Annotated in this window: 11 protein-coding genes; 5 read left to right on the top strand and 6 right to left on the bottom strand. The window is 62.2% G+C overall.

The genetic code is table 11. From position 1 onward, the window contains the following. Positions 1-84 precede the first annotated feature (84 nt). Positions 85-522 carry a hypothetical protein gene (locus ACFE72_RS05515; RefSeq protein ID WP_375412062.1) on the top strand — a complete coding sequence of 146 codons (438 nt, stop codon included), beginning with the start codon at positions 85-87 and terminating at the stop codon, positions 520-522. Between the two features lie 23 nt (positions 523-545). Further along, positions 546-1,235 (top strand): class I SAM-dependent methyltransferase, encoded by a 690-nt coding sequence (locus tag ACFE72_RS05510; protein WP_375412061.1) that lies wholly within the window; start codon positions 546-548, stop codon positions 1,233-1,235. A gap of 64 nt (positions 1,236-1,299) precedes the next feature. On the opposite strand, the gene ACFE72_RS05505 is transcribed toward ACFE72_RS05510, so the two are convergent. The 6 genes from ACFE72_RS05505 to ACFE72_RS05480 form a co-directional block, all read right to left on the bottom strand. Next, on the bottom strand, positions 1,300-2,049 hold the full coding sequence (locus tag ACFE72_RS05505) for a hypothetical protein (protein ID WP_375412060.1): 750 nt from the start codon (positions 2,047-2,049) through the stop codon (positions 1,300-1,302). Between the two features lie 152 nt (positions 2,050-2,201). Continuing rightward, a complete protein-coding gene (locus tag ACFE72_RS05500; RefSeq protein ID WP_375412059.1) occupies positions 2,202-2,888 on the bottom strand; it encodes an antibiotic biosynthesis monooxygenase family protein in 687 nt (228 codons plus the stop codon). A gap of 205 nt (positions 2,889-3,093) precedes the next feature. Beyond that, positions 3,094-3,849 carry a DUF2182 domain-containing protein gene (locus ACFE72_RS05495; RefSeq protein ID WP_375412058.1) on the bottom strand — a complete coding sequence of 252 codons (756 nt, stop codon included), beginning with the start codon at positions 3,847-3,849 and terminating at the stop codon, positions 3,094-3,096. Next, entirely contained in the window at positions 3,846-5,363 is a 1,518-nt protein-coding gene (locus tag ACFE72_RS05490) for a tyrosinase family protein (protein ID WP_375412057.1), read from the bottom strand. Before ACFE72_RS05490 ends, ACFE72_RS05495 begins: the two co-directional genes overlap by 4 nt. 299 nt (positions 5,364-5,662) lie before the next feature. Further along, positions 5,663-5,872 (bottom strand): cold-shock protein, encoded by a 210-nt coding sequence (locus ACFE72_RS05485; RefSeq protein WP_327566105.1) that lies wholly within the window; start codon positions 5,870-5,872, stop codon positions 5,663-5,665. Between the two features lie 218 nt (positions 5,873-6,090). Then, positions 6,091-6,297, bottom strand: coding sequence for a hypothetical protein (locus tag ACFE72_RS05480; RefSeq protein ID WP_375412056.1), 207 nt, complete (start codon positions 6,295-6,297; stop codon positions 6,091-6,093). Positions 6,298-6,518: 221 nt separating this feature from the next. Between ACFE72_RS05480 and ACFE72_RS05475 the strand changes: the two genes are divergently transcribed. The 3 genes from ACFE72_RS05475 to ACFE72_RS05465 are packed head-to-tail and all read left to right on the top strand — an operon-like array spanning position 6,519 to position 11,337. After that, entirely contained in the window at positions 6,519-8,321 is a 1,803-nt protein-coding gene (locus ACFE72_RS05475; protein WP_375412055.1) for a hypothetical protein, read from the top strand. 54 nt (positions 8,322-8,375) lie between these two features. Beyond that, entirely contained in the window at positions 8,376-10,304 is a 1,929-nt protein-coding gene (locus ACFE72_RS05470) for a hypothetical protein (protein WP_375412054.1), read from the top strand. Between the two features lie 10 nt (positions 10,305-10,314). Next, a complete protein-coding gene (locus tag ACFE72_RS05465) occupies positions 10,315-11,337 on the top strand; it encodes a ferritin-like protein (RefSeq protein WP_375412053.1) in 1,023 nt (340 codons plus the stop codon). Positions 11,338-11,472: the final 135 nt, after the last annotated feature.

Raw genomic sequence — 11,472 nt, 5'->3', positions numbered from 1 at the left:
CCGGCCGTGGCCGCAATCGCCGAACCGAGATGGCCCGGCACTGACTTACACGGCAGTTCAAACGTTCAGACAAAGGAGCAGGCGATGGGTTCCGCAAACAGGTTACGGATCGCCAAAGCACTGTTCGTACTAGCCGCGCTGGCGGGCGCTCCGGCGTTCAGTTCGCCCGCGAGCGCGCAGACAACGGCAACGCCGACGGCGAACGCGGCACCGACGCCCGACAATGCCGTTCTGCTCACGATATTTCTGAAACACGACCAGTCACGGCCCTTGGGCGAGCTCAATACGCAACTTGAGAGGCAGGGCTATTACAAGGCTTTCCCGCCGCCCGGCGTCGAGGTCGTCAGCTGGTATGTGATGATGGGGATCGGCCAGGTCGTCACCCTGCGGCTTCCGGCTTCCCGGCTCCGCGAAGTCAACCGAGCCATCGAAAACACCGCCTGGGGCAGCTATCGAACCGAATTTTATCCGACCTATGACTACACGGCGATCGCGCAAGGATTGCGCGACAAGGCGCAATAGGCGCGGACCGGACGAACATTCCAATGCGCGACGAAGTCCTCTATCACCAGAAGGCAGCGATCGTCGATAACGTTACGCGTTACATACGCGACCTTGCAGCCCGATCGCTTCTTGATATCGGCGCGGGCGGTGCGGAAACGGCTCTGCCGTTGTCGAAGCTGGTCGACCGGTATCACGCCATCGAGCAGAATCCGCATTATGCCGCGCGGTTGGAGAATGCCGGATTGAAGGTTAGCCGGGGCACATTCCCGCTTGCCCTCGACGAAACCTACGACCTGGTGCTGTCCTCGCACTCGGTGCCGGAACTGCTGATCGAACCGTATGCCGCGTTCCTGTCGTCCGCCTGGCGGCTGACGGCCCCCGGAGGCCTGCTTTTGGTCATCACCTTCAAGGGAAGCCGGGGCGACCTTGCCGAGGTTAGGCAAGAACTACTCGGCGAGCCGCCGGCGCCGTCGGAAGAACACGACACCATCATGCGCAATTTTCAGCGGCTTGGCGGAAGGGTCCGGACCGAAAGGGTCAACAGCTATGTCGAGGCAAGGAAACCCGGGCATATCGCAAGCTTCCTTGAGCCATGGCTGACACAGGATCCGGCGATGCAGGCGTCCATCCATCACGCTTTCACCGGCATCGTAGAGACGCGATACAAGGTCCGCGATGGTCTGTATGTTTTTCCTACGCAGCATCTCTTCATCAGTTGCCGCCGGCAATGAGCATGCTGTTGCGGCATCGATTGCCGGCAAGCGAGAGCTTGCCGGCAATCGAACCGCCGTGGGGTCAGGCCGGCCGCTGATGATGATGTGGCGCCGGCATGTGCGAATGCTTTGGCGGCATTCCGGGAACGCCGGGGTCGTCGACGATGCAGTTGCATCGCTGCGTCGAAATGCATTCCGTCTCGCCGGTGACCTCATTGGAGCGCGCCTCAAAGGTCCACGCCGTCGTGATGGATTTCGGCGCGGCGTCGCTATGGCGCAAAAGCACGATGTTCTTGCGCTGTACCGGGTCGGAATATTCCAGCAGTATCTCGCTGTCCTGCGCGGATTGAGCAAGCGCCCGCTTCACCACCGCCAAGCCGAACAGACCTCCGGCGGGCGCCGTCCCGACCAAGTCGGCGAAGTCGGACAGAAAGGCCGCCGGAACCTCGCCGGCGTGAAACGAATCCCGGGCGGTGACGTCCGTCGTGTATTCCAGCGGAACATAGCTGCGGTCTGACACGGCCCAGACATTGGGAATTTCCTTCGTAGGATCGGCGGCGTCGCGGACCGGCATCGTCACCAGGGCCCTTTCATCGTCCATCGTGCAGTCGTATTGCACCATGCGTTCACCCGGCTCACAGGTATTGTGCTTGTGAAGCAGTCCGACTCCGAACCGCTCGTGCACGTTGTGGCGAACAAAAAGCTTCGCCGCAGCGCTCAGGAAACCGTCGAGCCGATCCTCGGTTCGGACGGTCTGGTTGGCCGCTTCAATACTCAGCAGCCCGTTATACATCTCACGGTCGAAATCGTTGCAAAGCTCCTGAAGACTCATTGATGGCTCCCAAGGTTACAGATGCATCGAAACATTAAACTCAATCGTTCTAACGCCGGCGGGTTTCCCCAGCGGTTGCAGGCAGCCTAACCGCCAGTTGCTCGCCAAGCAACCGTTCGACAAGACGAGATGAAGGTTGCATCGCAGCGTCATCAGGCGTGCCTGGTTTGCGCACCTGCAGCGTCGGGATAGAACTGCGGCGCCTCGCGACGGTCAAACATGCCGTAGTCGCGTACGATGCGGACGCTGCGCAGCCGCGCGCCATCCTGCAATGAGATCCGTGTCTCGAAGGCCGCGGCGGCGGCGCGGTCGCGCCAGGATATCAGCAGGATGATATCGCCCGGTGTCAGGATCGCATCGAACACGTCCCATGCGACAAGGTCCGGCACACTGGCCGGAAGCCCCAGCCATGCGGCGACACCATCCGGACCGGTCTGCCCGACCCACTGCGGCGGACGCCCCGCATCAATCAGGGTAACCGCGGTGGCCTCGCCGGCTTCGGTCTCGTCGAGCCGCTGTTCATGCAAGGCATGGCCTCGCGGCGGCCGCGTATCCTGCGTCACCTGGCCGATCCGCAAATGATAGTCGAGAAAGATGCCGGAGCGACCTCGCTCCTGCACGATGTGATGCCTTGCATGGATGCGCCAGCGCACCAGCGCCTTCTCGTCGCGCCAGCTCGACAGCGACAACAGCCACCCGCCGCGCCGGAGGCTGCGATAGCGGATATTGTCGACAAAGCCATCCATCTTCTCCAGTTCGGGGTTGAGCGTCTTGGCAAGACCGAGATAGGCCTCCCATTGTTCCGGCTTCGGATGGGTCTCAAAAAGTACAGCGAACATGATCGCAATCCGGGGAATGCAGCAACGGCGCTGTCATACGCGGGCTTGACCTGTGTATCCATCCCTTCGCATGAATTTTTGGAAGATGATGGATGGCTGGGTCAAGCCGGCCATAACGACGCAGGATCAGGACGTGCGTCTCGGAGCATTCAAATCACCGCTTCGCAAATGCTCGGTTGTCGACTACGCAACCGCCGCGATGCAATCAATTTCGATGCCGAAGTGCACCGGCTACGCCGTGCGTCTGCATCCACGCAGCAGGGTTGAACGGCGGCGTACCGGAATAGCGCTCGGAGAGCATCAATGTTGCCGTCATCGCCATCATGACGCCAGGAGCCGCCTCGGCCGTGAGCGGCAGCAGCATGATGGCCCAGCATGTCGCGATACACGGCGCAGCGATCTGAATTCCGTAGCGGAAGCTGCCGACCTCGGCGGCGAGGCCAAAGGCCGGAAGCGGCCGCAACGCATGGCAGCGGTTGAGGAACAGGACTTTGGCGGGCGTCATCTGCCATACGACCATGACGGCAACGGCAATCGCGAAAGCCGTCACCGCGCTTCCCGCGACGACCCGCAGGGCGACCGCGGCCAGCGTCAGACCCGCCATGGCCAACATCCAGCCGCCGAAATAGCCCCCGAGAAACAGTGCGACGGCACGGACGCGGCGTTCGGCCAGGCTTCGGTCCCAGACATGGACAAGCGGCTGCCAGAGCAGCGGCGTCATCATCGCCAGCAACATGACCAGCCAGGACACCGCCTGTCCGGTCCAGGCATTAATGGAGAGGGTCGCAGCGAGAGCCGCAGCGCCGGTCCAGCCCGCCGCGGCGGTGGTCGAGCACAGGGTCGGTATCAGAACCGAATGGTCGAGCCCGATGGCCAGCATCCAGGCCGCGGCACTTACCGCAATGACAGGCCAGGCGCGCCCCGAGGCCATCTCCCGCAACGCCGCGAACGCGGTTGTCATTGACCGGACTGCCGATGCACGCTGACCTGCCCGACCTTGATGGCATCTTCCACGCGAACGTCCGACCGTGGGACGATTTCGACGTCGATGTTTTTTGCCTGCTCCGCATCAAGTTTCATCGCATCGACCGCTGCGGTGATCTCGAGCGTCTTGGTCAAGCCGTTGCCGGCATGGGGCCCGCCGGGTTTCGAAGCCTTCTCCAATCCGAAAAGCGAGATCGAGCCGGCCTTGGTGCCGGCGGATCCGGCCGGCGCGTCCGGCTTGTGAAGTACGACGTCGAAAACCCCCGAGCCGTCCTTGCCACGAATGTTCTCCAGCTTGAGAAAGACGCGATCGGGCTCACCCGGCGTATCGGCGCTCATCGTGGATTCGTTGAAGCTTTGAGTGACCACCTTGAGAGGCTGCGGCGAAAACTTGACCCGGCTCTTGACCGGCTTCGGTCCGAGCGCGATCTCCTTGTCGTTTGAGCCGAGAACTTCGGCGGCCGGGCGCTTCTTCATGACCACACCCTCCAATTGACCGGCGGCTGGGATTTCCCGCAGCCGTGGCGCCATTGCTTCCAGCCGCATCGACCGCCGGGTCGCGCCGCGCAGGGGATCGGATGTATCGTCGTACTCGTAACCGAGCGCCGTGGTCGACAACATGTCCTTGGGGTTCGACGGACGGTCCTTTTCATCGGCGCCGAACAGGGCAAAAGAGCGGCGGCGGGTCGGCCCGTTGAGCCATGCCGCGTCAGTCGGATTATTGTTCCGGGGATCGCGGTTGCGCCAGACCTCCCACAGCCGATCGATATTGGCGTGGTGCAGCCAGAAAATCGGATCAAGCGCCGCAGTCGTCGGGTAGGACATGAGGCCGCCACGGCCGCCGACGTCGCCATGAACCAGATCGTGCGGCGCCGCCTCGATCAGCCCTTCCTGCTCGCCGCTCGGAGAAAAGATGGTGCGCGGACCGCCGACGCCCTCGCCCGGACCTTCGGTTATTCCTTCGAAATCATGGTCCGCGATCCGGTCGGCCAGTTCGACGTCTTCCGCTGCCACCGACGTGCCGTGCCGGGCCTTGACGAACAGCGGATTGGGCGTCCCGTCGAGCAGCTTCTTGTCAAGAAACGCCTGCGGCACCTTGGTCGCGTCGGGATTTTTTGTATTGCTGTAATTCCAGTACGGCAGCGCCCAGTCGGCAGGTCCGCCAAGCGACCTGATGGCGTCTCGCACGATGTCTTCGAAGCTCTCCAGGTAGGCCCGGTGCCATGGCAGGAAATACCAGCTCTGATGCTGGCACTGGCTCCAGTAGCGATCGCGCTCCGGCTTTTTCGGCAGCGCCTCGCCCTTGACGAGATATCCGAGGTTGATCCATTGCGCCTGATCGAAATCATGCATCGCGGCGAGATAGCGCCAGCTCGCCTTCTTCGTGACCGGCCGCCCGCGAAGCTCATGCACCGCCTTGGCGTACCAAAGCATCGTGTCGTTCCAGGTCCTGCCGAGTGACCGAACCTCCCGCCGCATCCGCGTCGCCATCGCCGCCTCCATCCAGCCAATGAATCGGACTACTGCAGATTGTAGTCAGAGCACGCCTTGGAGTCGATCCGGCTTGAAAAATCAGGGCCGCCGGGACGCCAATGGCCGCGGCCCCTCACCGGATTTCCGGCGCGATAAAATGGAAGCCTATCCGAGATATCTGCGTGCCCGCAACGGACCGGCAAAAAGCCCGCCGGTTTGTGCCGGCGGGCGTCGATGGGTATTCGGACGTCAAAATGACGGAGGCTTATCGATTCGAGGGACTCCAGTACATCCGTGGCAATCCCGAATCGACGGCGTCAGACCGCGCGAAGATTTTCCGCGCTGGTCTTGCCGCGCATGCTGTCGACCTTGGACTCGAATGAAAGCTTCTGGCCTTCATTGAGCGAGCCCATGCCGGCGCGTTCGACGGCGCTGATGTGCACGAATACGTCGTTGCCGCCGTCATCGGGTGCGATGAAGCCAAAACCCTTTGTCGCGTTGAACCATTTAACTGTGCCGGTTGTCATTTTATGTTCTCCAGAATGCGCGAATGCGCGATGCGCCCGCACGACCTTCGTGGGGGCTTGATCCGATTTCAGCGATGTCTTGGGGAAGGAAGCCGGTACGGCGCGGTCAACAAGGCAGATCGTCGTTTCGAATAGGCCGCGTTTACGCGATTACGCCGGACAAAGCAAGCCGCAAGCGCAACCGGCGCGATGCTCCCGCGCCGGAAAGCGGCGGCAGATCATCCCAGCCGGCTGATCTGTTCCTCGGTCACCACGCGCTCGACATTTTCGGTCTTGCTTTTGATGCGGTAGCGCGGGCGGCCATCCGCCTCGATCGGCAGGCAGGTGACAATGGTATAGATACTGCGCTGCTTTAGACCGGCACGGCCCTGCGGGCCCTGTAGCTGGTGATGGACGTCGTCGTTGATCGCGTAATTGTGCGCCATCGTGTTGTCTTTCCTTCGTAAAGCAGGGCTTTTAGTCAGAACGGCGCTGCAAAGCAATATCTCGTTGGGCGGAAGCGGCATTTTTTGGCGGCGGCAGGGCCTTGATGACACGAGATGTCAAGTGTGTGTATATTTCCGGTTGAGTATGACCAACGCTCCCTATTTTTCGGTTATGCTCTGTTTTTTCTGTCGTCATTGCTTTGAATCGAACGAGGTTCGGTGTGACAAATTATTATGTCGACAGCGACTTTTCCACCCCCACCGCGGTCTGCGACGTCATCATGAAAGGCGGGGTCACCAGCGGCGTAGTGTACCCGCTCGCCCTCACCGAACTGGCCAAGCAGTTCCGATTTTCCCAGGTCGGAGGCACTTCCGCCGGAGCCATCGCCGCCGCGGCCGCGGCGGCGGCGGAATACGGCAGGCACGTCCCGGGAGCGGGTTTTGTCCGGCTGGCGAAACTGCCTGCGGAGGTGGGCGAAATTCTCTTCGGCCTGTTTCAGCCGACACGCGCGTTGAAGCCGATGTTCGCCATACTGGTTGCTTCGATCGGCAACGAGGGCACGGCAATCAAAGTGATGAGGGTGATCGGCGCGGCGCTCGCCGGATTCGCTGCTGCCGCGATGGCCGGATCGCTGCCCGGACTGCTCATCATGGTGGCTGGATGGTGGGTTTCCAATCTGGCATTGGCGGTGCTAGGGGCGGTGCTGCTCCTGATCGGGATCGTTCTCGCCGTTGCGATCGGCATTTACGGCGCGATCATCAAGGGCATCCCGGATAACGACTTTGGATTGTGTCCCGGAAAAACCCAGCCCGGAAATTCGACGCCCGGCCTCAGCGACTGGCTTGCGGATCTTATCGACGAAATCGCAGGCCGCGATCCGAAAAAGGATCCGCCGCTGACATTCGGTGACCTGGCGCCGGCGGGGGATGCCGGCGCGTCCGGGCACAAGATCACGCTGCGCATGATGACGACCAATCTCACGCTGCGCCGACCTTACCGTCTGCCGTTGAACGAAAAAATCTACGCCTTCAGGCTCGCCGACTTCGAAAGGTTGTTTCCGGCGCGCATCACGTCCTATCTCACCGCGCATTGCGAAAAAATCGAGGATCCAACCGGGGACTACGGCGATCTATACACATTTCCGGAGCCGGAACACCTGCCGCTCATCGTCGCCACCCGCATGAGCCTCAGCTTTCCGCTGCTGTTCTGCGCGGTGCCGCTGTATGCCAGGGATTTCACCTTCGCGACCGAGGCGGAGCGGGCCAAGTGGCGCAAGCACCTGTTCAGCGACGGCGGCCTTTCGAATAATTTTCCGATCCAGTTCTTCGACCGGATGCTGCCGAATTCCCCGACCTTCGGTATCACGCTTGATGACTTTAGCGAGAAACGCGTACCCGAAGATATCCAGAAGCGGTATCCGCCGAACGACCCGCGCACACGCGTCTGGCTGCCCAAAACCACGAGCGTCGGAAGCGGCATGCTGATTCCCGGCGAGCCGCTCCATGGCATCGGCGCATTCCTCTCGCGGCTGCTCGACGCGGCCATGTCCTGGCAGGACAATCTTCAAAGCACGCTGCCGGGTTACCGCGACCGGATCGTTCACGTCGGCCTGACGTCCGATGAAGGCGGCCTGAACATCGCCATGCCGTCCAAGCTCGTGCTCGCACTGGGAGCTTATGGCGCCCAGGCCGGCATCGACATGCGCGACAAATTCGATCTCGACGAGCATCGCTGGTGCCGTTTCCTGGTCGCCATGGACCGGCTGGACCATACCGTCGACGAAATCGCCGCGGCCTACGACGGACCAAGTGGCGTCGAATCCTATGCGACATTTCTCGATCGATATCCGAATCCGCCGAATCCGGTCAGCTACAAGAATGCCGCGCGCAACCACCTTGAAACCTTGAAGACGCGCGTGGCCGACCTCGCCGAACTAAGCCGGCGCTGGGAAGCTCAACCGCAAATCCCGGATGCGGACCTGCCTCACCCCAAAACCGACTTGCGCATCACGCCGCGTCCGTGATCGCCCTCGTATCAGGATCGCGTCACTGCTTGTGAAGAATTCAGGGAGCTCCGAATGTCCTATCTCAATCCGACCAGAGTGCATTTTGCGGGCCTGTTCCGCGCCGACGTGTCGACCGTCAACAACGACGATCAGCATTTCGATTCAGCGACGTTCACGCCGAACGACCAGGACTATGGCGACAACACGAATAACGGCTGGTGGCAACCTTCGGGCACCGGGGCATGGCGGCTTTGCGGCTGCACGATCACCGGGGCGGCCTGGGACGGCAAATTCGCCACCACCGGCGCAGCGGATCCCGTGGTGGGGCTGCCGCTGAGGAACAGCAGCGACCGCGTCGACGCCAAGATCGTCGATCTCGATCCCGATCAACAGATGGTGTCGATGATCTTCGGGCTGGAGGTGCGGATTGCCGATCCGGCCAGCGGCACCATACTGATGTCCGGCAGGTTCTCGCCTGCGCCGTTCATGGGCATGTGGGGCCGCGGCGGCGCGGGCGACACCGGCGCCAGCGTGTTCTACCATTCCAGTCTGACCGATGTCGCCTGGGGCGACCTGTCGAAGTCGCCGGCGCTGCAAGCATTGCAGGCCGCGACGATCCAGGGGCAGTTGTCGATGCGGTTCATGCTCGACAGCTACAATATGAGCGGCGACAAGCGCGGCTATGGGCGGATCGTCGGCACCATCGGGCCGGCGCTTGCCGGCGAACCCGTCCACTTCGTCGCCGGACGCCATTTGGCATCGATCGCCAGGTCGCTGGGCAACGTCACCTGTTGCATCGATCCGGCCGGAACGCACATTTTGGCTGACTTCGGCAACGCGCTGCCGAGCGATGCACACGGCAACGTGCCGAACCTGGGCAGCATTCATCTGGTTGCCGTCAAGAACGTCGCCGCCATCGAAAATGGCGCCGCGCATCTGGCGGCGGCCGATATCGTGGACCTGGGATCGCTGGCCGGCTACTCCGCGGACGGCTACTACCTGCAGACCGCGGCAATACAAGCGTTTCCGGACAACGGCAGCCTGACCGCACCGCAACTGCAGGCGCTGCGGACGCTGCCGCTGGCCGTGGTGCAGTCGGATAGTGGCGGCGGCTGGAACGTCTGGGCCGCGGAAGCGCCGGACGGCATCTACGCACGCGCCGACATGTTCGTGTGCCGGATCAATCCAGGCGAAAGCCAGACCCTTCCGATCAAGGTTACCCGGTTTGGCCAGCCCCTGGCAGGGCAGACGGTCGTCGCCGTCATTGGGGATAATACCAACATTATCGGGGGCACCTTTCCCTTATGCACTCCCGCAACGGCCCTGCAGCTCGACGTTAGCGGACCGACCGACGGCGACGGCTGGACCAAGCTGACGATTACCGGCAGCGATCCCGGCCGGCCGCGGCAGTATCTCGATGGCCAGATCTACGAGATCGATCTGACGGTAAAAAACGCGGCAAGCGCGGGTACGGCGTTCGATCCCTGGCTTTTTATCAGCGTGCTGTTGTTCAGCGAAACCGCCGTCCCCGACACTGTGACCTGGAATGGCGACGTGCTGCCCATCCTGCAGCAATATGCCAATCTTTATCCGCGGCCGCACGGTCCGGTCGTCAATTACGACCCTGAATATCCCGATGAGCCTAATCCGGCGCCGCTGTTGCACCCGGTGATCAGCCTGACCAACAAGGATTGGGTGGCATCGTTTGCTCCGCGAATCCTGACCGCGCTCGGCCTTCCGATCGAGCATCCCAACCATATGCCGGTGACCCGCGACCTGTCGGCGGGGCGGCGCGGCATCCTGCAGAAATGGATGCAGCAGGTCATTGTCGGGTCGGTACCGTTGGAGCCGGGGCCGGTGATACCGCCCGGAGGGGCGCTGGAAGCCAGGCGCGCAGCGCCGCGCGCCGCCCCGCGCCAGCAGCCGGAGATGCCCGACAGCAAGACCGCCGCAATGCGCCGGATGAAATCGGGCATGGCCCATCAACGCGGCACGAAATAGGAGTGCGGTCATGCTGAAAATCAATCCGATCAAGATCACCGACCTCGCAAGCCTGCAATTCGCCCTGCAAAAGGCGATCGAGCTCGAACATGCGACCATCCCGCCTTACCTGACCGCCTATTATACGCTGCGCGGGACCAGCGCAGGGGGAGCGGCGGCGCGGCAAATCCTCCACAGCATCGTCGTCGAGGAGATGCTGCACATGCATCTCGCCTGCAACATCCTCAACGCGATCGGCGGCGCACCGGTCATCAACGCGCCGAAGTTCATCCCGAACTATCCGGGCCCGCTGCCGATGGGGATCGGCGGCGCGGACGGACTGGTGGTCGGCATCAAGCGTTATTCGAAGGCGACGGTGCAGAACACCTTCATGGAAATCGAGGAACCGGAAAACCCGATCCATATTCCGGTCAAGACCGCGCTCGAAGCCATTGCGCCGAGCTTTGAGACGATCGGCCAGTTCTACACCGCGATCGGCAATGAAATCACCAGACTGAACAAGATCAGCAACATCTTCACCGGCGACCCCGGCCGCCAGGTGCCGGGCGCCGTCATCGTCACGGATGTTGCAAGCGCGCTGGCGGCGATTTCCACCATCGTCGTCCAGGGCGAAGGTACGCCCACGTCCCCCGCCGACAGCCCGACGCAATATGCGCATTATTATCGGTTCGAGGAACTGTTCAGGGGAATGCGGATCGTCGTCGATCCGTCGTCGCCGGTCGGCTATTCATTCGATCCCAAGCAGCCGATCGTGATCGACGACACCGCCGATGTCACGCAGATGGCCGACAATCCGCGCACCGTCGACTTCAGTTCGAGCTGGCGCGCCGCACAACTCGCCGACGAATGCGACGCGATCTACACCAAGCTGCTCAACGCGCTGCATATCGGGTTCAACGGTCAGCCCGACTGGATCGACCGCAACGCCGTCGCGGTGATGTTCGAATTCAAGAACTGCATCGAGGAACTGCTGCAGCAGCAGCTCGCCAGCGGCCTCTTTGCCGGGCCGCGGTTCGTCTATGCGGGGCCGTGAGGCGGCGGTGGCCGGAAACTCCCGCTGCACGCGGTAAGCCGATCCGGCTAGGCTGCTGTCGGTGAATGCTGGCGGAGAGGGAGGGATTCGAACCCCCGATAGGCTTGCACCTATGCCGCATTTCGAGTGCGGTGC

The organism is uncultured Bradyrhizobium sp. (assembly GCF_964252615.1).
GTDB lineage: Bacteria > Pseudomonadota > Alphaproteobacteria > Rhizobiales > Xanthobacteraceae > Bradyrhizobium.
The sequence above is the reverse complement of the archived record's forward strand: the minus strand, read 5'-3'. Positions and strand labels throughout refer to the sequence as shown.

Bases quoted from the DNA above. Each gene is read 5' to 3' on its own strand.
- ACFE72_RS05515 (WP_375412062.1), top strand. From the start codon at position 85: ATGGGTTCCGCAAACAGGTTACGGATCGCCAAAGCACTGTTCGTACTA.
- ACFE72_RS05485 (WP_327566105.1), bottom strand. From the start codon at position 5,872: ATGACAACCGGCACAGTTAAATGGTTCAACGCGACAAAGGGTTTTGGC.
- ACFE72_RS05470 (WP_375412054.1), top strand. From the start codon at position 8,376: ATGTCCTATCTCAATCCGACCAGAGTGCATTTTGCGGGCCTGTTCCGC.
- ACFE72_RS05500 (WP_375412059.1), bottom strand. From the start codon at position 2,888: ATGTTCGCTGTACTTTTTGAGACCCATCCGAAGCCGGAACAATGGGAG.
- ACFE72_RS05505 (WP_375412060.1), bottom strand. From the start codon at position 2,049: ATGAGTCTTCAGGAGCTTTGCAACGATTTCGACCGTGAGATGTATAAC.
- ACFE72_RS05490 (WP_375412057.1), bottom strand. From the start codon at position 5,363: ATGGCGACGCGGATGCGGCGGGAGGTTCGGTCACTCGGCAGGACCTGG.
- ACFE72_RS05495 (WP_375412058.1), bottom strand. From the start codon at position 3,849: ATGACAACCGCGTTCGCGGCGTTGCGGGAGATGGCCTCGGGGCGCGCC.
- ACFE72_RS05510 (WP_375412061.1), top strand. From the start codon at position 546: ATGCGCGACGAAGTCCTCTATCACCAGAAGGCAGCGATCGTCGATAAC.
- ACFE72_RS05465 (WP_375412053.1), top strand. From the start codon at position 10,315: ATGCTGAAAATCAATCCGATCAAGATCACCGACCTCGCAAGCCTGCAA.
- ACFE72_RS05480 (WP_375412056.1), bottom strand. From the start codon at position 6,297: ATGGCGCACAATTACGCGATCAACGACGACGTCCATCACCAGCTACAG.